The following is a 23,339-nucleotide window of genomic DNA, read 5'->3' as shown; positions in this document are numbered from 1 at the left end:
AGTCAACCCTTCATAGCCTGAACCATCGCTATCGCAGCCTCGCCAAAGCTCGACAGCTCCCACAGGGGGATGAGGAGGAATGACTAACGCTAGCTGATCGAGCTCCACGCCGCTTCAGCCAGCAGCTCACGGTACTCAAAGGGGCTCTTTTTGACCTTCGCCGACAGCCACGCACGGGAGTAGCTTTCCGCCGCGCCAATGATCAACGAAGGGATAAGTTCTGCGGGCAAATGGCTGAAGTGTTCCTTGCGCCCTTCCCCGCCCATCCACTCCTTCAACTGCTGGTTGCGCTGCTTGTTGCGCGCAATCAACTCGTCCTTGAACGGGCCGTTGGACACGGCAAAACGGCTTTGGAAAACAAACCGCGCCCAGTCCGGCTGGGCGGTGACCCATTCAACGTAGCTGTACACCAGGCCGACCACACCGGCGTGGGCCGTATCCGCCGCTTGCAGGTAGTGGTCACGCAGGCTGGCCTGGTCTTCCAGCGCAGCAAAGAACAGCGCGGCGACCAGCCCTTCCTTGTTGCCGAAGTGGTGATAGATAGCGCCCACGCTGGTGTCGCAGCGCGCACGGATGGTCTCGATGTTGGTCGCCTCGATGCCTGCCTCGTTAAAACAGGCCAGCGCCTCACGCAGGATGGTGCGCTTGAGGTCGCTGCGCCTGCCGGGGAAGGTGCGCTCGATGAGATCGATGGAGTGCATGGGGGGAACGCCAAATCAAAACAGTTTATAGGCTGAGCGACCGCCAGAGAAAGCTCGGGTTGACAGGCACGGAATCTACAGAATATTGTTCTGTTACGGAATATCATTCCGCAACTAAGCCTTGAGGATATTCGTATGAGCCAAGCACTGAGCATGTTCAATAGCGTAGGCCCTGCCGCATTCAGCAACCTGGCGTGCCAGATGGCACCCTACTTCAGCACCATCACTCCCGAGATCGCGGAACTCAAGCCCAACCATGCAGTGGTCACCGTGCCGTTTCGCAAGGAAATCACCAACCACCTGGCTTCGGTGCATGCCATTGCGCTGTGCAACGCCGCCGAACTGGCCGGCGGCATGATGACCGATGCGTCGATCCCCGCTGGCGCACGCTGGATTCCCAAGGGCATGAGCGTGGAATACCTGGCCAAGGCGAAAACCGATATCCGCGCCGTCGCCGATGGCAGCGCTATCGATTGGCAGACCGCGGGCGACAAGATCGTGCCGGTAGAGATCTTCGATGCGGGCGGCGTCAAGGTCTTCACTGCCCACATCACCATGAATGTGAAGCTCGCTTAGCCCCTCAGCCGGCACAGGCAGTATCAGCGACACGGCATCTGCAAGGCGTGACTGAACGCGTGGATGTGGTCGACGATGCGCTGCGAAGCGGTGCGGATTGCGGTGGTGGTATTGCCGGCGATATGCGGCGTCAATTGCGCACCGGCAATGCCCGCCAACGGCGAGCTGAAACGGTCTTTTTCCAGGGCGAAGGTGTCAATGGCGACCGCCTTGATATGCCGGGGAAACCGGATCATGAAGGCGGCCAGTTGCTGCTCGTCGACGATGCCACCGCGAGCGGTATTGATCAGTATCGAACCCTGGCGCATCCGCTTGAACTCGGCGCTGCCGAATAAGCCGCGAGTCTGCGGGGTGAGCGGCACATGGATCGAAACGATATTGGCCTCATCCAGCAACTGTTCCAGGGTTTGCCTGCGTTGCAGCCCGAGGCGGCGCGCCTCCTGCTCGGTAAAGCGCTCGGACCCGGTGGCAATCACCTTGATCCCCAAGGCGCTGGCTTTGCACGCCACCTGCTGGGCAATGCTGCCGGTGCCCACCAGCCCGAGGGTGAGTTCGGCGTATTCAGCAGCAGGTGCCAAGGTGCCTTTTGACCAGTGGCCTTGGTGGGTTTGCGCGTTGTAGTGGTCCAGATCCCGAGACAGAAACAACGCCTGGGCCAACACGTATTCAGCGACAGCGGTCGCGTTGGAACCCGGCGTATGCAGAACCGTCACTCCCGCCTGCTCGCACGCCTGTCGGTCGATATGGTTGAGACCGGTCCCGGCCTGGGCGATGGCGCGCAGCGGTGTGGGCAACCCGGGTGAGCTGGCGGCGCGAATCAGTTCGCCGCCCAGCGGGATATTCAAGCGCGTCTTGAACACGCTGTAACCCCCAGCCTGATCCACCGCTGCGATAAAACCCCGCTCATCATGGCCGTTGATATCGGCATACCCGATGCGTGCGCCGTAGCGCTGCTGGATGCTGTGTTTATCGGTGAAGTAATAGAGGTTAAGGACGACCGGCAAGCCCAGTTCAAGGAATCGATCGATTTCCTCATAGAGCAGCGGCGGACCGGGCGCGTCGAGTATCAGCGTGGTGAATGCCATGGGGTTTGATCCTTTTGAAGGCACCGCTAACTCAAACAATGGTTGCTTGATTGCCGCTTAGAAGACCGCATTGCCCAAGGCCGCCGCCCGCTTTGACCAATAAAGCATGGGCCTGATTTTTCGGTAAAAGACCTGTTTGGAATAAAACGAAAGGGAAAAAATCATTGGCCGTCAAAAAGAACACGCCTGCGCTCCATGACCATAATCGAGGCGTTTAACTTTTTGATTAATCAGGGCTAAATAAAATAATTCGAAAACGTCTTACTCAAAGGAAAATCTCGGCACCCATTGCGTGCGAGAGAAACCTGAAAAAATCTTCATAACCCTTGAACGTCAGCCAATGAATTGGCGAAGTATGTGTTTAGCAAGCCAGAGATTCTCTGCACCCCAGAGGATTTTGCGGCCATGCAACCGGCGATTGAAGGCATGGTCAACGACTTGAAAAGCCAGGTCATTGTGCAGACGCTGTAACGCCCTCGCCCTTCTTGCGTGTCAGTGCTGACGCACTGGCGCTGCGATGCTGAGGCGCGGGTATAAAAACCGCTCCCCACCCAGCCGTCGCTATTGTGAAGCGCTATCTGCCTTTAATGTTCTGACTCGACAGCTCGCACGCTCGTAAAATCAAGAATGACCGTAAACCTCTGTTGCTCACGGATCACTTCAATCTGCCAGCCCAGCTTTGCGCACAATTGCCGCATCAACTGCAACCCTAGCCCATACCCAAAATCGTCGGACTCCTGTCGCGGCTTGGCCTCGCGGACGTGATTGGCAATCATCAGCCGCGGGTATTCGAAACTGATGTCTACCGTGCCCTCTTCTGCGTATTGCAGCGCATTGCGCAGGAAGTTGCCGATCACGATACGACACGCCGTAGGGGGCAGTCGGCAAGGTTCGGTGTGGATGTCGATGCTTAGCTTGATATCCCGATTACCGATCAGGTAGCGGTGCTTCTCAATCAGTTCGCCGACTACCTCGCTCAGATTAACGTCTTGCTCGGGCAGCGATTCGGAACGCTCGCGGCTCATCCACAGCAATGTCTCGGCAATCAGCTGCATGTTCATCACAGAGCGTTCTATACGTTGCAAGGAAGGCGGCAGCACACCGCCCGATTGCAGGGCCAACAATTCGATATTGGCCTTGAGCACCGCCAGTGGCGTGCGCAGTTCATGGCTGGTGTAGCGCAACAGGCGGCCTTCACGCTGGCTGGCGGCCTGCACCTGCTCAACACTTTTGGCCAGGGCATCGGCCAGCATATTGAACTCCTTGAAACTGAAACCCGGCCGTGTGCTGGCCAGGGCATCAGGGTCTTTGAGTGTGCCGGACCATTGCACCAGACGCCCCAGCGGCCGAACCAGCCACCAGACCAGCAAGGCGATGATGATCAGCGCCGGCACGAATACCGCCAGGCTGATGAACTTGACACTCTCTATGACCTGATCGAAATAGGCGTCAGACAACGGCGTCTCGACCTCACCCCCGGCTTCCTTATCGTGATCGATGTCGTACATGTAGAGGGTTTTGCCGTCACCCAGGGGCTGTTCGAGGATGATCTGGAAAGGCTCGTCGTCGTCATCGGAATAGAGATCGCCGAAGATATTCACCGCACCGAAGGACAGGCTCGGTGGGGTATCGAGCAACTCACGCACGTCCTGCGGCAATGCCTGCTTGCCGATGACGCTGGTATAGAAGTAATTGTGCGGCGTCGGCGTGGTCGGGTCCTGCTTGTAGTGCCGGAGAAAATACTGAGCTTCCTCCTCCATCATCGCGCTGGCGGTATAGAACAGGCCGCGCACGGTAAATTCAGGCAGCAGCTTGCTGTAGATCACCAGCACCACCGCAATCAAGCACAGGAAACTGCCGCTGATTACCCACTTCAGACTCAGGCCGTTACGCATGGGGTTTTACCTGAATGCCGACACCCGCCAGGGTATGGATCAGCGGCCGGCCAAAAGGCTTGTCCACGGCCTTGCGCAACCGATGCATATGCACCTTGAGCGTATCAGTGTCGGGTGGCTCGTCGCCCCAGATCTTCGCTTCCAGGCGTTCTCGAGAGACCGGCTGTGGGCTTGCGCGCATCAGGTTTTCCAACAAGGTCCAGCAGATGGGCGACAAATGCAGCTCCTGCCCTGCGCGACTGACCTTGCGGGTGGTCAGCTCCATTACCAGGTCATCCACTTGCAGGCGACTGGTCTGGCCGCTGCGGCGCAGGCTCAGGGCGCGAATCCTGGCGACCAGCTCGGCCAGCTCGAACGGCTTGACCAGGTAGTCGTCGGCTCCGGCAGCGAAACTGGCGAGCTTGTCCTGCAGCGCGTCCAGCGAGGTCAACATCAGGATGGGCGTCTGGATGCCCTGCTGGCGCAACCGATCACATACCTGCTGGCCGTTCAGTCGCGGCAGCATGATGTCCAGGAGGATGACGTCGTAATGCTGGTTGAGCGCCAGGTTAAGCCCGGTCTGACCATTACTGACGTGGTCGCAGACAATGCCGCTGATCTCCAGATACTCGATGACGGTGGTGGCCAGATCAAGGTTGTCCTCGACCAGCAGCAAGTGAATATGCACGGGGAAAACCTCGAACAGGGAGTGCGCAGAGGTTTGCAGGATAACGGAACTCGAGCTGCTTTCTGCTGACGTTTACCTGACGTTAACCCACTGCTGCTTAAGCTAAGGCTTCTCTTATCCAGAGCTCGCCCTCGCCATGAACCTGTCTTCGATGATCAAAGGTGCCCTGCTAGCCTTGATTTTCCTCGCCCTGCTGGTGGGTTTCCTGCCGCCGGACGCTCAGCGGGGGCGCATGGGCGGCAGCGGCTGGTTTCCGATTGGCCAGAATGCCGAGCGCACGGGATCGAGTTATGTCGCCAGCGCGTCCTGACGACATCGGCGCCAGTTATGCCGCCCAGTTGGTCGCGTGCGTGGTGCTGATTGTTGGCGTGTCGGTTTCGGTGGGTATCTATATTGCTCGCTTGAATGCCCACGTCGATAAGCAACGAGAGCTGGCGCCGGTGTATCTGCACGCCTGCCCCGAAGGTCGCGGGGGCTTTATTGTCTACCCGGATGGCAGGCGCAGCGGTGACAGTTGTTATAGAGCCGATGAAGGGGAACCAACAGGCATCGACAAGGCGCAGAATCTACAGGCTCGCACAGGGCTCTCAAGCGCGACGAGGTGTGGGGAGCGCCTTGTTCATCGAGAAGATCACACCTGCCAACGAAACCGCCAAAATAGCGATAATGACCCATGGAAATGACGTCGACCCAGCCTGCGCCAGCAAAACGCCCCCCACGACGCCACCACCGGCAACCGCAGTATTCCAGGCCGTGGTGTACATCGACTGGGCGACATCGACGGAATCGCCAGCCAAGCGAGACAATGCCGTCTGGGTAATCGTTGCAAATCCTCCGACAGCCAACCCCCACACTGCAACAGAGGAATAGATCATCGCAGGGACACTACCCCATAGCCCGAGCGACAGAGAGGCTAAAGCAAAGATGAGAACGCTGGCGATGATGAGAAATTGCAACCGACGATCAATGGTTGCGCCTACAAGCCACAGGCCAACGATGGAACCTAGCCCGAAGACAAACAGAACGACATCCAACTCTCCAGCCAGCCCCGACGTGTCCAGAAATGGCTCGATGTAGATGTAGAGAACGTTGTGAGCGACAACGAACGTGAAAACAACGAAGAGCACTGATCGAATACCCGACTTCAGGAACACATTAACAAGGGACTGAAGTTGCTCCTTGGTCTGCCCAGGAAAATCCGGCACGGTGGCCATCACCCATACGATGAGCAATAACGCCAATACGGTCATCAGGCCAAAGGCGCCTTGCCAGCCAATTGCTCGCCCCAGCAGGGCTCCCAGTGGAACCCCCAACACGAGCGCGATCGTAGCCCCAGCACCGGAAATGGCGATTGCCCGTCCACTCAAGTGACTGGGCGTCATGCGCACCGCATAGCCTGCCAGCAGCGACCATACAACGCCGCCAAATACACCCGCAAAGAAACGCGCCACCAGAGAAACCATGTAATCGTCAGACAGCGCAGTGACCAAATTCACCACGGCAAAGCCAGCGATTGCAGTCAACAGCAGCGGGCGACGACGCATGCCCTGTGTCAAAAGCGTCAATGGGATAGCGGCGATCAACGCGCCCACCGCATACACGGTGATGAACTGCCCCGCCAGGCTTTCCGATACGCTCAGCCCTTGCGAAATTGAGGAGAGCAACCCGGCAGGCATAATCTCCGTCAGAAGCGTGATAAAGGCTGCCATCGCCAACGCCAAAAGGCCGGCCAGGGGTAGCCCTGGGCTCAGAGTGTCAGGGCTGGAAAAACCAGCCGTATTGTTAGACGTCATCAGATATCACTCCTTTATTCACCCAAACCACACCCATTTCCCGACAGTCGCTGCGGACGCGAGTACAACCGCAAACCTGCGCGCGCGCCGCAGCCCCGTCTAAATCTACATAATCCATCGGGATGTCCTTCTAACGGTTGAAGACGCCGTGCTGCCCCTTTTGCCGGCCACCTGCATCCTATTGGGCAAATATGAGTGTGGCCTACCTCATGGAAGTGAAAAACAGGGTAAGGTTCCGAACATCTATGACAGGTAAGTCAATAATAGGCAGGGTTTATGGAGAGTTTGGGTGTTCTGGATGTGTTTGTGCGGGTCGGTGAAACGCGAAGTTTTACCGCTGCCGGGAAACAGCTCGGCATATCGGCATCGGCAGTGAGCAAGGCAATCGGCCGTCTGGAAGAACGACTGCGTGTACGGCTATTTCATCGGTCAACCCGTACGGTCAGTCTGACGCCTGAAGGGGCGCAGTTCCTGGAGCGCTGCCGGCGAATCCTCCACGAGGTCGAAGCGGCAGAAAATGAATTATCTCGATCGCAAGCCACCCCCTATGGAAAGTTAAGAGTCAGTGTGCCGTCCGTGGGCATGCTGTTCATGCCGGCGTTCGCAAAATTTAAACAGCGTTATCCAGACATCGAACTGGATATTGACTGCACGGATCGATTGGTAGATGTGATCGAGGAAGGTTTCGATGCGGTTATCCGCACGGGCGATCCGACAGATTGCCGGTTGATGGCACGTGAAGTCGGCACCTACCGACGTGTCATTGTCGGATCCAGCGCATACTTCAAGCGCGCAGGCGTGCCCCATAAGCCGGAAGACTTGAGGCAGCACGCGTGCATGTTATATCGCTACCGCAGTACCGGGAAGTTGGCCAACTGGCCGTTAGGTCCCAGCTTCCCGGCCAACCTCGAGCTGCCCATCAGCATGATAACCAACACCTTGGAACCGTTGGTCACGTTTGTTGAACATGGCCTTGGGATAGCGTGCGTGCCTGATATTGCGATCAAACGTCAGTTGGCCGACGGAACGCTGGTATCGGTATTGGAGAACTTCAATGAGGACGTTACTACCTTTCGGGTGTTATGGCCTTCGAGCCGTCTCTTGCCGCCTAAATCAAGAGTGTTCATCGACTATATGGTAGATAACCTCTTTCCTCTATAAATAAACAGAAGCTGTACACGCTATGCGCCAACCACGGTTTGTCCGGCTCGACGCTGACTGAAACGACTGCTGCGACGTTCATTGGCTTACCTCTGAAATCAGAGGATTAGAGATGGCGTCCAAATCCAGACAAAAAAGCCTGCATCCCTGCAGGCTTTTCTCTATCTGGCTCCACGACCTAATCCTACCTTCCGGCAATGGAAACGGAATCCGGCTACGCAACGGGTCTCCCGTGGCGCACGTACATTCCTGGGCAATCTCTGCAAGATCACACTCCAACTGATCGAGTGGGAAATAGCGTATCCACAACAAAGCCGTCCGGGCTGATCTTTTCCTTGATTGTCGATCCATTCAATCGATTTCAATACATATAAAATATGCATAATGAAAACATTCATGGTTCAATTCGATAACACAAAAAGCATCTCCAACCAGCGCAAGCACAGAGGTGTAAGCCTTGCTGATGCAGAACCGGTGTTTTACGACGAGGCAGCCCTAACCATGCAAGACCACGATCACGGAGAAGAACGCTGGGTGATCATGGGCACAGATGCAAAGGGACGCGTATTGGTGGTGGCCTACACCTATCGCGATCCCAATTTCGTACGCATCATCAGTGCCCGGCTTGCATCCAGAAATGAACGGCGCCAGTACCTGGAGGTTTGAACCATGAAAGACGAATACGACTTCAGCAACGCCAAGCGCGGCGCTATCGCGCAGAATAAAGGCAAAACCCGCATTACGATCATGCTGGACGATGCAGTGATCTCAGCTGCCCGTGAACGTGCGGAAAATGCCGGCACCGGCTATCAAACTGTGATCAACAACCTGCTGCGACAGGCGTTGGTTTCCCAGGATGCACATAACCTCGCGCCTGCCTCGAAGAAACAAGCCAAAACCCTGCAGGTCATCAACAATGGAATCAGCGTCTCGGAGGTCAAAGCCTTGGAACAGCAGTTGATAGCGCTCGCTGGAGAATTAGATCGAATACTTGCCAGCCCAAAACCTACCAAATCAAAAAGCAAATCTATCTGAGCCGAAGGATTAGCGATGGCGTCATGGGAAGCGCGCTATGCGGTTGGGTTATCGGGCCAAACAGTATTGGGCTCCGCGGTCTGAGTGATGGATCAGTGGCAGCGTGCTTCGGCGTTCGCCAACTGCCTTTTCCATCGCCTTGATCACCGACTCGGTATGCAAGCTCTCATGCACATGATGGCCTACGATCTTGCGCGAGTAGGCGTCTGTCACCAGACTCACATAAACCACGCTTTCCTGTGTCGGCAGATAGGTTATGTCTGCAACCCAGACCTGCTCTGGCCTATTGGCCACAATCTGCTCCTGACCCGCTTTGAGCAGGTTAGGATGGCGGCGAAAGCGGTGATGGCTGTCTGTCGTTTTGTGGTAAGCCCGTTTGCGCACAACCAGCTCTCGAGCGTTGCGCAGGATGCTAAACAGGCGGTCTCTGCCGACCCGCACTGATGCGCAGACTTCGACGCTCATCAGGTAATGCAGCTTGCGCGTGCCTATCCGTGGCTGGCGGCGGCGCTTTTCAAGAACAAAGTCCATGACTTCTTGATCTTGACGAGCCCTCTCGTCGAAAGCCCGATTGCGTTGGTAATACGCTTGGCGCGAAATGCCCATGAACAGGCAAGCCCTGGTGACGCTCAGGCCTTGGATTTGCCCTTGCGAGAGGACTTGCCGGGTCGCTTTTTTACGATGGAAACACCGTAGTCATTCTTCAGAACATTCACGACGGCTTCGAAGAATTGCGCTTTCTGATTGCTTAGCGCCAGCTGTTCTTCGAGCTCTTTGATCCGCTGCTCGGGGGTCAGCGGGAGGGTTGGCTCGGTCATGGACCTGCTCCTCGGTTCTCGAATTGAGGCGCCTTGGCTCCAGTCCTGCCGGCCATGCTTGCGTAGCCAGACCAGTACCGTGGACCGGCCCTGAATGCCGTAGCGCCGTTGAGCCTCTTTATAACTCAACTCGCCCTTTTCGACCTGGTCTACGACCGATAATTTAAAGGCTAGCGTGTAGTCACGCTGGCTCCGCCTTTTGCCCGAATCCATTGACTCCTCCTGAAGATAGGTCAGAAGGCGTAAACCTTATTCAGGACGGGACACAAAGCAAAAAAAAGCCTGCATCTCTGCAGGCTTTTCTCTATCTGGCTCCACGACCTGGACTCGAACCAGGGACCCAATGATTAACAGTCATTTGCTCTACCAACTGAGCTATCGCGGAATGCGCCGTATGTTACTGATTAAAAAGAAGAAGTCAAGCTTTGCGTTACATTCGCTTCAATTACCGCCATGACCGCTTGAAAACGCCGGTTCCGCCGCCAGATCCAGCCAGGCCCGTGCCGCCGGTGGCAGGTGGGCGCTGGCGCGCCAGGCCAGGGCGATGTGCCAGTCGGTGTGGGGTTCGTCCAGGGGGATCAAGGCGATGCCGGCGTGTTGGTGCTTGTGCGCCAGCATTCGCGGCAGGAAGGCAACGCCCAGGCCGGCGGTGACCAGGTCGACGATAAAGTCGATCTGCCCGCTACGGGCGGTGACTTTCGGGGTCACACCTTTGCGCTCACACGCGCTGAGAATCTTGGCGTTGAGGGCGAAACCGGCTTCGAACAGGATGAACGGCGAGTCCGCCAGGTCGGTGAAGTCGATGCGCTTGCGTCGGGCCAGTGGATGGCTGATGGGCAGTACTGCGATCAGGGGTTCGTTGCGTACCGGTTGGTAGTCAAAGCCTTCGTCCACCGGCAACAGCAGTGCGGCCAGATCGACCTCCCCGGCTTCCAGGCATTCACGCAGTTTTTTACTGCCGTACTCGGTCAGTTCAATGTCGATGTCCGGGTAACGGCTGCGGTACGTGGCGAACATGGCGGCAAACAGCACCCCGCACCCCACCGGCGGCAGGCCAATGCGTAGTACGCCGCGTGTAAGACCGCGCAGGTCGTTGATTTCAGCCATCAGGTCGTTGCGTTCGGCGAGTATCACCAAGGCGCGGCGGTAGGCGATTTCACCGGCGGCGGTCAGCTCGTTCTTGTGGCCGAGGCGGTTGAGCAACGGCGTGCCCAACTCCTCCTCCAGCGTCTTGACCGCCTTGCTGACGGTAGACTGGGTCAACGCTACCACCTCGGCCGCCTGGGAGAACCCGCCCTGGCGCACCACTTCGACAAACGCACGCAATGTTCGCAGGTTCATCAGTATTCCTTTTGCGACTGGATATCAGTGATAAAAGTTGTTTTTATCATGTCACAACTTTGCTTATCGTGTAGCACTTTGCCCTGTGGAGACACCGTCGATGATCATCTCGTCCGCTTCCGACTACCGCGCTGCGGCCAAGCGCAAGTTGCCGCGCTTTCTGTTCGACTACATCGACGGCGGCGCCTACGCCGAGCACACGTTGCGCGCCAACAGTTCAGACCTGGCCGAGATCAGCCTGCGCCAACGCATCCTGCGCAATGTCGACACCCTGAGCCTGAGCACCCACTTGTTCGGCACGGAACTGGCGATGCCGGTCATTCTTAGCCCGGTCGGCCTGACCGGCATGTACGCGCGGCGCGGCGAAGTGCAAGCGGCCAAGGCAGCTGCCAACAAAAACATCCCCTTCTGCCTGTCGACGGTGTCGGTGTGTTCAATTGAGGAAGTGGCCTCGCAGAGCCCGCAGTCGATCTGGTTCCAGCTCTATGTGCTCAAGGATCGCGGCTTTATGCGCAATGCGCTGGAGCGAGCGCAGGCGGCCGGCGTGACCACGCTGGTGTTCACGGTGGATATGCCCACACCCGGCGCACGCTACCGCGATGCGCACTCGGGCATGTCCGGGCCGTACGCGGCGCAGCGGCGCATGTTGCAGGCGGTCACCAAGCCGCAATGGGCATTCGATGTGGGCTTGATGGGCCGCCCCCACGACTTGGGCAATATCTCCAAGTACCTGGGCAAACCCACCCATCTGGAGGACTACATTGGCTGGCTTGCCAACAACTTCGACCCGTCGATCAGCTGGAAAGACCTGGAGTGGATCCGCGAATTCTGGAAAGGCCCGATGATCATCAAGGGCATCCTCGACCCCCAGGATGCCAGGGATGCGGTGAGTTTCGGTGCCGACGGTATCGTGGTGTCCAACCATGGCGGCCGCCAACTCGACGGCGTGCTGTCCACCGCCAAGGCGTTGCCGCCGATTGCCGACGCGGTGGGCGATGACTTGACCGTGCTGGTGGACTCCGGCATTCGTTCCGGGCTCGACGTGGTGCGTATGCTCGCCCTGGGTGCCAAGGCGTGCCTGCTGGGGCGCGCGACCACCTATGCGCTGGCCGCCGAAGGCCAACGTGGGGTAGAGAACGTGCTGGATATCTTCGCCAAGGAAATGCGCGCGGCCATGACGCTGACCGGCGTCACTTCCATCGCGCAGATCGACCGCACGACGCTGGTCCAGCCGTGATGAAGGCGGTGTCATTTATGTGAGGTTTATTTGAGACGTTGTTTGTTCGCGACAAACAACGCGAACCACCGTGACATTAAAGTTGAACGGGTCGGCTGCAACGCCGGCCCATACCAGCCAAATAACTGGCGCCATTAATTAAAAGATAATTTTTGCTTTAATTACAGTCTTTTGATTTATAAGAACTTTTTAAAACAAAACGGCTTTGGCACGAATCTCGCTGTAACACTTGCCAAGCAGGTTAAGTGATGACAAGACGTGCGGCACGTGCCTCGGGGTTATAACTCAATGCAAAGCGGTTTAAACTGCTCCTCATGTTTTACGGAACTGAAGGAACAGTAAGACGCCTGGCACTTGCCGCCCTCATCCCGCCTGTAAGACAGCCAAGTGCTTAGAGGCCACCCGCTTATGAAAACACCCACCCAGACCAACGCGATTGACTTCGACACTGCCAAATTGCAGCGCCTGGGATTTGGTCAACCTTCCCTGCGGCCACGCCGCCCCGCAACCCTGAGCGAACTGTGCCAGCAACTGAGCCAACAGTTGCAAACCAGCCTGGAGCCGGAGCGCATCCTCGGCCTGTTCTTTCGCGAAATACAACGCCTGGTGCCGCTGGACGCGTTGCAGTATCGCCATGCCGCCAGCGACCTGCGCCTCGAGTTCGGTCATCGTGGCCACCATTCGGTGAGCTACACCTTGAGCCACGAAGGCGAGCACCTTGGGGAACTGGTGTTTCGCCGCAACCAACGGTTGATCGACGAGGAACTGAGCCAGCTCGAATCCCTGCTGGTGACGTTGCTGTATCCGATGCGTAACGCCCTGCTCTACCGTGCAGCCACCCGCAGCGCCCTGCGCGATTCGCTGACCGAAACCGGTAACCGCGTGGCCATGGATCAGACGCTGCAACGGGAAATCGACATGGCCAGGCGGCATCTGCACCCCTTATCCGTGCTGATGCTGGACATCGACCACTTCAAGAGAATCAATGACACCCATGGTCACGCCGCCGGCGATAGCGTGCTGCGCACCGTGGCGGGGGCGATCAAACACCAGTTGCGTAACGTCGACATGGTATTTCGGTTTGGCGGGGAAGAGTTTCTGATCCTGCTGTCCAACACCGGACGCGATGCAGCGAAGATGGTCGGTGAGCGTTTGCGCCAGGCGGCACAAGCCCAGGACTATTGGGTGGAAGGCACGCGGGTCGAATTGACGGTGAGCCTGGGTTGCTCGACGCTGCTGGCGGCCGAATCGGCTGAAAGCCTGCTGCGCCGGGCAGACAACGCTCTGTACGTGGCCAAGCGCGAAGGCCGCAACCGCTTGGCGATGGCGGGGTAAGTCCCCGCCATCACGTTTACATCACGCCTCGCTGGCAACGCGCACCGGGCGCTCGCGAATGGCTGGCGCCTTCTCTTTGTCTTTCTCTACGTTCTCCAGGCGCATGCAGCTTTCCAGGAACAGGTACATATAGTCGTAGCTTTTGCATACTGCCTGGCGCAACTCTTCCTGCAGGGCCTTGCCAGGGTTGTTCCCGGCCAGGGTGCAGATGATTTCCAGGGCTTCCCACGGGTGGGCGTCGTCGTACTGGGCGTGCATCTTCAGCCACTTCATCGCCCGCTTGCGATCTTCCTCGGGGAAGGCGTCGGCATACACACCGGTAGAGCAGACCACGGCAGACCACTCCCCTGTCGCACCCTCGATCGCATAGTTGGTGGCGGCAATCGCGACGATCAACGAATCCGCCGAGCTGGTGTGCCAGCACCAATGGCTCAGTGCATGCAATTCCGGCGGCACGTCCTGGGCTTGCAGCTCTTCAAGGCTGACACCATGGGCACGCGCCCAATTCACCCAATAATCAGCATGGTTGAGTTCCACGCGAATGTTGCGCATCAGCCAACGTCGCGCCATATCCTCACCCGGGTGGCGGGCGAACTTGGTCTTGGTCAGGTTTTGCGCCATGTACAAAGCAAACTGTTCCACCACCGGCCAACCACCAATGAGGTAGTGGCGCATGGTCTTGGCGCTGAGGGCGTTGTCGCGCATACGCTGATACAGTTCGTGCTCGACAACCCGACGCTTGCTCTCGCTACAGGCCTGGATCAATTGCTGCGCCCAGGCTGGGTAACTAGAGGCTTCCATAAGCGGCCCGGTTCTGTTGAATGTGTCGATCACTGTAGGGCTCCTTTTTAAGTGTGATTTTACAGACCAGCAAATGTTTCAGCGGAATGTGCCGGGCGCCTTGAACACCAAGGGCTGAGGCCGCACGGGTCGACACTGCAAGCTATCAAAGGTAAACAATTGCGGGCGTTCAATCAGGTAGCCCTGAGCGTAATCCACACCGATCTCAAGCAACGCTTGTTCGATCTGGGGTGTTTCAACAAATTCGGCAATTGTGCGCTTACCCATGACGTGGCCGATGTGGTTGATCACTTCGACCATGGCGCGGTTAATCGGGTCGTCCAGCATATCCTTTACGAAACTTCCATCGATCTTCAGGAAGTCTACAGGTAAATGTTTCAAATATGCGAATGAGGACATTCCGGCGCAAAAGTCGTCGAGTGAGAAATGGCAACCTAACGCTTTGAGTTCATTAATAAATCGAATGGCACTACCCAAATTGGCTATAGCGCTGGTTTCAGTTATTTCAAAACAAATCATTTCTGGTGGAATGCTGTAAGCACCGAATTTCTCACGTAAAAAACCTAGAAAATCGTCATCACCGATAGTTATTCCTGACAGATTAATCGCACACATGGCCATAGGACGGCCCGGACGTTCAGTCATGCATCGAGCAATGATCTTGAATACGTTTTCAACCACCCAACGATCCAGCGACGTCATCAAACCGTATCGTTCGGCTGCCGGGATAAAACTGTCGGGCAAAATGATGCGCCCGGCTTCGTCATGCAGGCGTAGAAGAATTTCGATGTGCCCATTGCCGGCTTCGGTGTGGCCCAACGGCGAGATTTCCTGCGCATAGAGGCAAAACCGATCCTCCTCAAGGGCAATGTGCAGGCGCTGCACCCAGGCCATTTCGCCAAAGCGCAGCGACAACTCGGAATCATCGGCGTGATAGACCTGTATGCGGTTGCGCCCTTTTTCCTTGGCCATGTAGCAGGCCATGTCGGCCGCCCGCAGGGAGGTTTCCAGGGTGGTTGGGGTTTGCGAGATATGCACAAGGCCGATGCTGACGGTGGTCATGAACGGTCGGCCTTTCCACACAAAATGCAGGCTTTGCACCGTATGGCGCAAGCTCTCGGCGATCTTTTCCGCCACCGGCGCCGGGCAGTTCTCCAGCAGAATGCCGAACTCGTCCCCCCCCAGGCGTGCCAACGTATCGCCCTCGCGCAAGTCAGATTGCAACAGCGCGCAGATGTGGCGCAGGAGTTCGTCGCCTGCCGCATGGCCGCAGGTGTCGTTGACCAGCTTGAACTGGTCGAGGTCGAGAAACATCAAGGCATGTCGCCCATTTTGCTGGCGTGCCACCTGTTGCAGTACCTGCTCAAGACGGAACTCGAATTCGCGGCGATTGGCCAGGCCAGTCAAGGCATCATGGGTCGCCTGCCACGAAAGGTTGGCGATGTACTGGCGCTCCTGGGTCATGTCGTGCAGCACCAACACCGCACCGCTGACCTTGCCGGCACTGCGGATCGGCGCGCCCACCAGCGTGACCGAGACGGTGCTGCCGTCCAGGCGCTGGATCAGCTTGGAATGCTCGCTGCCGCCACTGAGTTGGCCCTTGATGATGTGTTCAATCAAGGTAAAGCCGTCGGGCTCGGCGTTTTCATCCAGCAACTTGAATAACGCCGCCAACGGCAAGCCCTGGGCCTGTTCGGACTTCCAGTGGGTCAGCGCTTCGGCCGCGGGGTTCATATAAGCAATGGCGCCGTCGACGTCGGTGGTGATCACCCCGTCACCAATCGACTCCAACGTGATCTGCGCCCGCTCCTTCTCCGCCTGCAGCGCGTCAGCGAAGGCGTGGCGCTGGGCCAGCAACTTGTGGGTACGCAACAGCGCCAGGACGATCAGCCCCAGGGCGGTGGCCAGGTTGGTGATCAACAACAGGCGCAGGATCATTCGCGAACCTTCGCCCAGCGCATCACTGAACGCCTTGGCGGCCGGCGTTACACCCTCGTTGATGGCAATGATGCGCGCTTTCCAGGCGCGCACATCCTGCTCGGTGACCTGATCGGTGCTGATGGCGCTGTGCATCTGCTGGGCCAGTTCATCCAGTTGCTCAAGGTAGCCATCGCCCACCGTCCACAGCTCAATGGCTTTTTCCAGGTAGCTGAAATGGCGGAAGTTGAGGTACAGCCAGATCAGGCTGGGGACGTCGTCCGGGTGATTGCCACCCTTGAGGATGCCCAGGCGCGCGGCAGCCAGGTTTGGCGTGGCCCGATCCAGAGCCACACGCAGCTCATGCCCGCCTTGAGGTACGGCAATGGCATGCTGGTATTTGAGATAGGTGGCGTCGTCGCGGCTATCGGCATACAGCGTCAGGTAATAGATGGCATCCTTCTGGCCCTTGGACCACAAGCTTTCGCCAGCCACATAGCCACGCACCGCAGAGAGCACGTAGAGACTGCCACAGCCTAACAATGCCTGGAACAAGACAACGGCAATAAAGGGCCAGACGATACCCAACAACCGTGGCGTTCCGAGAGTCCGCTTTTGCTTCATGAAGTCCCTTACACATGCACAGCTTGATACGCACGCGAAAATCCGCTTCCGATAGCACAGCCTAAGCTAAATCAACGCACTTGTTGCAGGTGTCCGTAAAGTTTGGCGTAGAGCCCGCCGTCGGCGATCAATTGCTGATGGTCACCATCCTCGGCGATGTGCCCGCCATCGAACACCAGTACTCGGTCAGCCTGTTTCACCGCGGACAGCCGGTGGGCGATGATCAGTGTAGTACGCCCGCTGAGAAACCGCGCCAATGCCTGGTGCAGGTTGTACTCGGTCGCCGCATCCAGTGCCGACGTGGCTTCGTCCAGAATCACCACTTTAGGCTCGGCGAGCACCATGCGGGCGATGGCCAGGCGCTGCCGTTGACCACCGGAGAAGCGCACACCCGAGCGCCCCACCACACTGTCCAGGCCCATGGGCAGCGCCCTGACAGTAGCATCCAGCTGGGCGATTTCCAGCGCCTGCCAGCAGGCTTGATCGGAGCGAGTGCGGCCCATGGTCAAATTGGCGCGCACGGTGTCGTTGAACAGCGCCGGGTGTTGCAGGACTACGGCGACGTTTTCACGAATGGTTTCCAGGCCGATCTCCTGCTGGGTGGCCCCCCCAAAACGAATGCTGCCGGCCTGTGGTGTGTAGAGCCCCAGCAGCAACTGCACCAGGGTACTTTTGCCGCCACCGCTGGCGCCGACAATCGCCACCTTCTCCCCCGGCGCGATCGCCAGGTTCAATTGGTCGAGCACCAGGTCCTCACCGTAGCCAAACTCCAGACCACGCACCTCGATACCGACAGTCTCATGCCCGGTAAACGGGTCGGCACCACCGGCGTACTGCGGCTCATCGGCGCGTGCCAACAGCTCGTTGATCCGCGTCAGCGCGCCGCCCGCGGCGTAGTAGGCGTATTGCAGGTTCAGCAGTTGTTCCACCGGGCCGATCATGAACCACAAGTAGCTGAACACGGCGAGCATTTGGCCGATGGACAGGTCGGAGAACAGCACCGTAAGCATGGCTGCCGCACGGAAAATGTCGATACCGAACTGGAACAGCAACCCACTGGCGCGGCTGGAAGCATCGGTTTTCCATTGGGAATGAATCGCATAGTCGCGCACTTCCTGGGCACGCTGGCCCAGGCGCCCGAGGAAAAAGCCCTGGCGATTGCCGGCGCGCACTTCCTGGATGGCATCGAGGGTTTCGGTCAGTGCCTGGGTAAAGCGCGAGGTGCTGTCGTTCTCCAACTTCTTCAGATGCTTGACGCGCTTGCCCAATTGCACGGTGGCGTAGATCACCAACGGGTTGAACAACAGGATCAATAGCGCCAGCTGCCAATGCATCCACACCAGGATTGCCGACGTGCCGACCAGGGTGAGCATCGCCACCAGGAAACGGCTGAGGGTTTCGCCGACGAATTTGTCCAGGGTGTCCAGGTCGGTGACCAGGTGGGTAGTGACCGTACCGCTACCCAAGCTTTCGTACTCACCCAGGGAGATCCGCTTGAGGCGTTCGATCAGGCGCACGCGGATGCGATAGACGATGTCCTTGGCCAGACGCGCAAACAGCCGCGCCTGCACCACGTTGAACACCAACGCACCACAGCGCAGGGCCAGCGTTACCAATAGCATCAGGCCGATGTAGCCGGCGGCTTTCTGCCAACCCAGGGGCAACGCGTGGTTCATCACCTTGAGCGCGGCATCGCCGTGGCCCAGCAGCACTTCGTCCACCAGCAATGGCAACAGCAGGGGGATCGGCACACTGCACAGCGTCGCCAGCACGGCCACGCCATTGGCGATCCACAGGGCTTTCTTGTGGCGCAGCGCCAGACGGCGAATCTCTGCCCAGGTCAGGCGGTCAGTGCGTTGAGGTTGCTCATACACAGGCAGCTCGCTCCAGCCATCGACCCAATAACGGCGACAGCTCGGACAGCGGCTGGTAACCATTGGTCAGCAAGGCCAACTGGCCATTGCGCTCTGCGAGCAACGTCGGGAAACCGGCGATCCCCAGATCCTGCACCCAGGTGAAATCGGCGGCCGTGGCGGCATGCTGCTCGGCGCGGTCGAACTCGCCTGCAAACTCGATACGCGGAATACCGGCCTGCTCGGCCAAGTCCACCAGCACATGGGCGAGGGTCACGTCCTGTCCCTCGACATAGAACGCGCGCTGGATCAGCCCCAGCAGCTTCCAGGCGCAATCCGGCGCCAGGCTGCGCGCGGTGACGATGGCACGGCAGGCAGGCTCGGTGTCGTAGACAAACCCGTCAGGCAATGCGCCCTCACGCTTGAATGGCTGGCCGGTGGCCTCGGTGACCGCTTGCCAGTGTTCAAGAATGTAGCGCCGGGTGGTCGGCTCCAGCGCTGCACCGCTGCCGGTGCGCAAGCCGCCCACCACCAGGTGCACGTCCACGCCGGCCGCCTGGGCCTGCTCTACCAGCGCCTGCGCGACCGGGGCGAAGCCCCAGCACCAGGAACACATCGGATCCATTACATAGAGCAGGCGCGCAGACATGGCTCAGGCCTCGGAAGGAGTTTGCTTGTAGTTGAAACCAATCGGGTGCGGCATGTTGCGGGCCTTGGCCAGCTCGATCTGCTTCTGCCGGTCGATCGCGCTGCGACGGGTCTTCTCCGGCAGCTTATCCCAGCAATGGGGGCAACTGATGCCAGCCACATAATGCTCAGAGGCGCGATCTTCTACGCTCACTGGTGTGCGGCAGGCATGACATTGATCGTAGTCGCCTTCGCTCAAGTCGTGGCGCACGGTCACGCGATTGTCGAACACAAAGCAGTCGCCCTGCCATTTGGTTTCTTCCTGGGGCACCTCTTCGAGGTACTTCAGGATCCCGCCCTTGAGGTGATAAACCTCATCAAAGCCTTCGCTGAGCATATAGCTCGACGCCTTCTCGCAGCGAATGCCGCCGGTGCAGAACATGGCGACTTTCTTGTGCTTGGCCGGGTCGAAGTTGGCTTTGATATAGTCAGGAAATTCGCGAAAACTGGTGGTCTTTGGGTCGATTGCGCCCTCAAAGGTACCGATTGACACCTCATAATCGTTACGGGTGTCGATCAACAGCACTTCAGGATCGCTGATCAGCGCGTTCCAGTCTTGCGGGTCGACGTAGGTGCCGACTTTTTTGTTCGGGTCAACACCTTCGACGCCCAGGGTCACGATCTCTTTCTTGAGCTTGACCTTGGTTCGATAGAACGGCTGGTCGTCGCAGTAGGATTCCTTGTGGTCGATGTCGACCATGCGCGGGTCTTTTTTCAGCCAGGCCATCAGGCCATCGATACCTTCGCGGCTGCCGGAAACGGTGCCGTTGATGCCTTCTTCGGCGATCAGCAAGGTGCCTTTGATGCCGTTGTCGACCATCGCCTGCAGCAGTGGCTCGCGCAGGGAGACGTAATCTTCGAGGGTGACGAACTTATACAGTGCCGCCACAACAATCGGTTGAGTCATGGGTGTTCTCTCCAGGTGGCTACCCTCGTAAGGGGTGAACCGGATGCAAAAAGGCGTCGGTCAGGCGACGCGGCGCGCATTCTAACAAAAGTGCGGCGCCATCGCATCGGCACGCAGCCGCTGATAGGTCCTCAGCGATGTGGGTTACGTACCCCCTCCACTCGGTAACGCTGGCCGCCGAGATGGCTGAACATCAAACGATAGGCACCGCGTCCACGAGCAGCGGCGTAGCCGTGCAAATCAGCGGACCATAGTTGGTCTCTGTGAGCATGCCAATGAATCGCGCCGAAACGCCCTTCACGCAAGTGGCTGAGGGTAAGGGCAATACTGCGGCGCTCGCGGCCCGATAGTTGGGTATCTACAAGCCTCGCGGTATCGAACTCCATCTGCGGGGCAGCGGCTCTCGCTACCGCCGGCGCCACCAACGGCACCTGCGCCTGTGCTTGCCGACCACCGCGTGCGCGACTTGAGCCAGCCACCTGTGTCGTCACCCCAACCTCGAACGCACTTGGCCCCGCCTGCTGGCCGCTCGCGCCAGCGGCATCACGTCCTGGACTTCGCAGCACTATCGCGCCATAGCCCATGCGTTTCAACTCAGGCATCGGGTTACGACTCTCCCTCAGTGCGCGTACGACGTCTCCCGACTCGTCCACAGGTCCCGCGTAGCCACGCAGGGTCCCCTGATGCCGATGGACCATAAGGGTAATGCCTTCTTCACCATGACGGCGCGCGTAGGCAAAATTCACCAGCCGCTCCGTTTCTTCGTGACTCAGCCCCGCATCCTCCGCCGCTGCGATCGCCGTCTCCGAAACGGCCCTGGCGAAATCTTCTTCCTGTTGTTGTGCTGCGCTGGCCAGGGCCTGCGGCTGCATGCGTTGATAGCTAATGAAGCGGGCGGTACCAACCAGCAGGCCTCCCACCAGCCCCCCCACGGCAGCCCCCACCCTCTCATCACCCAGCAACGCTCCCGCCCCCAGGCCCAGCAAGGCCAGAACCAGGATGAGTATGATCTCGTCCTGTATCTGAGGATTTTCCATGTCGGTAGGCTGCAACCCCATTGAATCAACGAACGTGACCGGGTTGTTGAACGCCATGAGATAAGGATTCAGCTGCGTCCCTCCCCCAACGGGGTCGGGGCTTATCCAGCGCTGCAACCATGGGGCGTAATAGCGGAAACCGTAGTAATACAAACCGCTGCCGTCACGCTCCTTGCCTGAATATCGACGGGTTTTGTAACTGCCCTCCACCGCGTTGCGCGATGCCCACCACGCTGTCCCCCCATACGGGAAATAACTCTCCTGACTCAATAACTCGGCCTCTTCGCCCAACTCCAACCCATGGCTCGACTGCTGATCGGTCAGGCAGAAACGCAGGGCTTCATCGTCAGCCCCCTCATCAAGTCCCAGCTCCCATTGCAAGACCTCCACCGCGCAGCGCGCTACGTCAAGGCGCCACACATTCAATCGACGCAATGGCCACTGGCGAATTTCCAGGCCTGGCAGGTAATAGACACGCGCCGTTTGTCGACTGCCGGCAACCTGCTGGTGAGTGAGCTTGAGCACACGCTGGCCGTCGCCTGCATACACATAAGCTTCCTCATCCGAGTCAGCTCCGTCGCGCACAACTGACGTGACCCTGGACAACTGATTACGCACATTCCACGCCATCGCTACACCACGCCCCAGCCGTTGCTGATTGCCATTGGCGTCAAAACCCTGCGCCAACGCGCCAACCGGATGCTCGCTAGACAACGCGCGGTTGCTGCCACTGGCGACCTGCATGTCGCGCGTGTAACCGACGCCACTGGACGGCACATGCCGCAACCGGGTCAGGTTGCCCCCCTCGTCATAAGCATAATGCTGGGTGTAGTTGCGACATAAACCGGCATCGGTCGAACCGAACGAAATACGCGCAGGCAGTGCTGGGGTGATGGCGGCGACGGTACTTTCCCGGCCTGTCGCCTGGGTCAGTTGGTACAGCGAGTCGTATTGATAGCGATAGGCGGCATTCACTTGCGTGTTGTGGCTCCATTGGGCCGGTTGCGCCTGATCCCGCAGCTTCGAAACATTTCCCACGGGATCATAGTCGTAGCGCAAATCCTGTAATGGCGCCGCCGGCTCATTTTGGCGGTACGCCATCAACCGGTTCATACGGCCATCTTCGGGCCGATAGGTGGCCAGACTGCTCACGCCATTGCCCAACCGGGCCGTCTCCACCTGACCGGCGGCGTTATAGACGTAGCGCTCTATCACGGTTTTGCGCGCGCCACTTTTCAAGGCGAGGTGAATATGTTTCGTCTGTCCCTCCAAACCATAGGCAAACTGCCGACCATTACCCTTGGCGTCAACCTGTTCCAACGTGCCGCCGAGGGCATCAAATATCCAGCGTGTGGTGTAACGCTCGCCGTCCAACTGCGCGTCCTGATCGGCCTGAGCAAGCGGCCAGTCAACATCGCCCGGCGCCTCGCGAAATCGCCGCGTCTGCCGAAGCACTTGCCCGCTCATCCCATACGCTTCGAACACTTGGGTGCCAGCCGGGTCGGCATGGCACACCAGACGACCACCGCGGTTAAGGGCGCGGTGCTCAGACGTTGGGGTGGCATATACCAGGCGTTCAACACACCGGGGTCGCTCTTCGTCGGCAGCCTGTTCGAACACCGCCACCGGACGTTGCAAGTCATCGTAGTCGTGCCGCTGATAGGCCCCCCTACCATCCCAGACCTGCAACAGTTGCCCGGATGGCGCTGCCAGCATCAGCCGCATGCCGGCGTCCACATCGTGGTTGCGGATCAGCGTCCCGGACAGGCTGTACACCGACACCTGATTCGCCTCGATCAATGGTTCACGTGATTTAAGGGTATGCAGGCGAGAGTCCCACTGCTCAAGCATCAGGCCGCTGGCCCCATA

At 58.5% G+C, this 23,339-nt stretch carries 20 protein-coding genes, 1 tRNA gene and 1 pseudogene; 7 read left to right on the top strand and 15 right to left on the bottom strand.

Going from position 1 to position 23,339, the window contains the following annotated elements; all coding sequences use genetic code 11:
* Positions 1-89: 89 nt before the first annotated feature.
* The gene (locus TK42_RS05235) at positions 90-701 is read right to left on the bottom strand and encodes a TetR/AcrR family transcriptional regulator (RefSeq protein ID WP_103733736.1); all 612 of its coding nucleotides are present in this window, start codon (positions 699-701) and stop codon (positions 90-92) included.
* Between the two features lie 135 nt (positions 702-836).
* Here TK42_RS05235 and TK42_RS05230 point away from each other — a divergent pair, with 135 nt between their 5' ends.
* The gene (locus tag TK42_RS05230) at positions 837-1,277 is read left to right on the top strand and encodes a hotdog fold domain-containing protein (RefSeq protein WP_005789870.1); all 441 of its coding nucleotides are present in this window, start codon (positions 837-839) and stop codon (positions 1,275-1,277) included.
* Between the two features lie 23 nt (positions 1,278-1,300).
* Here TK42_RS05230 and TK42_RS05225 read toward each other — a convergent pair whose 3' ends face one another.
* The 4 genes from TK42_RS05225 to TK42_RS05215 all read right to left on the bottom strand — a co-directional run bounded on the left by TK42_RS05225 (position 1,301) and on the right by TK42_RS05215 (position 4,924).
* On the bottom strand, positions 1,301-2,362 hold the full coding sequence (locus TK42_RS05225) for a D-isomer specific 2-hydroxyacid dehydrogenase family protein (RefSeq protein ID WP_103733735.1): 1,062 nt from the start codon (positions 2,360-2,362) through the stop codon (positions 1,301-1,303).
* A 31-nt stretch (positions 2,363-2,393) separates the two neighbouring features.
* Entirely contained in the window at positions 2,394-2,546 is a 153-nt protein-coding gene (locus TK42_RS26880) for a hypothetical protein (RefSeq protein ID WP_158254340.1), read from the bottom strand.
* A 400-nt stretch (positions 2,547-2,946) separates the two neighbouring features.
* Positions 2,947-4,257 (bottom strand): HAMP domain-containing sensor histidine kinase, encoded by a 1,311-nt coding sequence (locus TK42_RS05220; protein ID WP_032880173.1) that lies wholly within the window; start codon positions 4,255-4,257, stop codon positions 2,947-2,949.
* A complete protein-coding gene (locus TK42_RS05215; RefSeq protein ID WP_103733734.1) occupies positions 4,250-4,924 on the bottom strand; it encodes a response regulator transcription factor in 675 nt (224 codons plus the stop codon). Before TK42_RS05215 ends, TK42_RS05220 begins: the two co-directional genes overlap by 8 nt.
* 136 nt (positions 4,925-5,060) lie before the next feature.
* Between TK42_RS05215 and TK42_RS26950 the strand changes: the two genes are divergently transcribed.
* Positions 5,061-5,234: a hypothetical protein gene (locus tag TK42_RS26950; RefSeq protein WP_164365968.1), complete on the top strand. Its 174-nt coding sequence runs from the start codon at positions 5,061-5,063 to the stop codon at positions 5,232-5,234.
* A gap of 277 nt (positions 5,235-5,511) precedes the next feature.
* Here the strand turns inward: TK42_RS26950 and TK42_RS05205 are convergent, their stop codons facing one another.
* A complete protein-coding gene (locus TK42_RS05205; RefSeq protein ID WP_103733733.1) occupies positions 5,512-6,717 on the bottom strand; it encodes an MFS transporter in 1,206 nt (401 codons plus the stop codon).
* A gap of 276 nt (positions 6,718-6,993) precedes the next feature.
* Between TK42_RS05205 and TK42_RS05200 the strand changes: the two genes are divergently transcribed.
* The 3 genes from TK42_RS05200 (at position 6,994) to TK42_RS05190 (ending at position 8,913) form a co-directional block, all read left to right on the top strand.
* Positions 6,994-7,878, top strand: coding sequence for a LysR family transcriptional regulator (locus TK42_RS05200; RefSeq protein WP_103733732.1), 885 nt, complete (start codon positions 6,994-6,996; stop codon positions 7,876-7,878).
* Between the two features lie 384 nt (positions 7,879-8,262).
* The gene (locus tag TK42_RS05195; RefSeq protein WP_177464422.1) at positions 8,263-8,544 is read left to right on the top strand and encodes a BrnT family toxin; all 282 of its coding nucleotides are present in this window, start codon (positions 8,263-8,265) and stop codon (positions 8,542-8,544) included.
* 3 nt (positions 8,545-8,547) lie between these two features.
* Positions 8,548-8,913, top strand: coding sequence for a BrnA antitoxin family protein (locus tag TK42_RS05190; RefSeq protein WP_103733730.1), 366 nt, complete (start codon positions 8,548-8,550; stop codon positions 8,911-8,913).
* 60 nt (positions 8,914-8,973) lie between these two features.
* On the opposite strand, the pseudogene TK42_RS05185 reads toward TK42_RS05190, so the two are convergent.
* The 3 genes and pseudogenes from TK42_RS05185 to TK42_RS05175 all read right to left on the bottom strand — a co-directional run.
* Positions 8,974-9,944 (bottom strand): annotated as a pseudogene (locus tag TK42_RS05185) (IS3 family transposase); the annotation flags it as partial.
* Between the two features lie 96 nt (positions 9,945-10,040).
* Positions 10,041-10,116 (bottom strand) — tRNA-Asn (locus TK42_RS05180).
* Positions 10,117-10,172: 56 nt separating this feature from the next.
* Positions 10,173-11,072 carry a LysR family transcriptional regulator gene (locus TK42_RS05175; protein ID WP_103733729.1) on the bottom strand — a complete coding sequence of 300 codons (900 nt, stop codon included), beginning with the start codon at positions 11,070-11,072 and terminating at the stop codon, positions 10,173-10,175.
* Between the two features lie 100 nt (positions 11,073-11,172).
* Between TK42_RS05175 and lldD the strand changes: the two genes are divergently transcribed.
* Together lldD and TK42_RS05165 are read left to right on the top strand one after the other, a co-directional pair.
* Positions 11,173-12,309, top strand: a complete 1,137-nt coding sequence (lldD, locus tag TK42_RS05170; RefSeq protein WP_103733728.1) for an FMN-dependent L-lactate dehydrogenase LldD — start codon at positions 11,173-11,175, stop codon at positions 12,307-12,309.
* Positions 12,310-12,717: 408 nt separating this feature from the next.
* Entirely contained in the window at positions 12,718-13,644 is a 927-nt protein-coding gene (locus tag TK42_RS05165; RefSeq protein ID WP_005789880.1) for a GGDEF domain-containing protein, read from the top strand.
* Between the two features lie 21 nt (positions 13,645-13,665).
* Here TK42_RS05165 and TK42_RS05160 read toward each other — a convergent pair whose 3' ends face one another.
* The 6 genes from TK42_RS05160 to TK42_RS05135 form a co-directional block, all read right to left on the bottom strand.
* Positions 13,666-14,445, bottom strand: a complete 780-nt coding sequence (locus TK42_RS05160) for a TenA family transcriptional regulator (protein ID WP_282442878.1) — start codon at positions 14,443-14,445, stop codon at positions 13,666-13,668.
* Between the two features lie 78 nt (positions 14,446-14,523).
* Positions 14,524-16,986 carry an EAL domain-containing protein gene (locus TK42_RS05155; protein WP_032880164.1) on the bottom strand — a complete coding sequence of 821 codons (2,463 nt, stop codon included), beginning with the start codon at positions 16,984-16,986 and terminating at the stop codon, positions 14,524-14,526.
* 71 nt (positions 16,987-17,057) lie between these two features.
* Positions 17,058-18,860: an ABC transporter ATP-binding protein gene (locus TK42_RS05150; RefSeq protein ID WP_005789883.1), complete on the bottom strand. Its 1,803-nt coding sequence runs from the start codon at positions 18,858-18,860 to the stop codon at positions 17,058-17,060.
* Positions 18,853-19,488, bottom strand: coding sequence for a DsbA family protein (locus tag TK42_RS05145; protein WP_078821909.1), 636 nt, complete (start codon positions 19,486-19,488; stop codon positions 18,853-18,855). The genes TK42_RS05150 and TK42_RS05145 overlap by 8 nt, the downstream gene beginning before the upstream one ends.
* A gap of 3 nt (positions 19,489-19,491) precedes the next feature.
* Positions 19,492-20,433, bottom strand: coding sequence for a rhodanese-related sulfurtransferase (locus TK42_RS05140; protein ID WP_103733727.1), 942 nt, complete (start codon positions 20,431-20,433; stop codon positions 19,492-19,494).
* Between the two features lie 131 nt (positions 20,434-20,564).
* Positions 20,565-23,321, bottom strand: a complete 2,757-nt coding sequence (locus TK42_RS05135) for an RHS repeat-associated core domain-containing protein (RefSeq protein ID WP_158254339.1) — start codon at positions 23,319-23,321, stop codon at positions 20,565-20,567.
* Between the last annotated feature and the right edge of the window lie 18 nt (positions 23,322-23,339).

This window comes from Pseudomonas sp. GZJR-8, assembly GCF_002916705.1.
Classification (GTDB): Bacteria; Pseudomonadota; Gammaproteobacteria; order Pseudomonadales; family Pseudomonadaceae; genus Aquipseudomonas; species Aquipseudomonas synxantha_A.
This window is presented reverse-complemented; position numbering and strand designations above follow the sequence as displayed.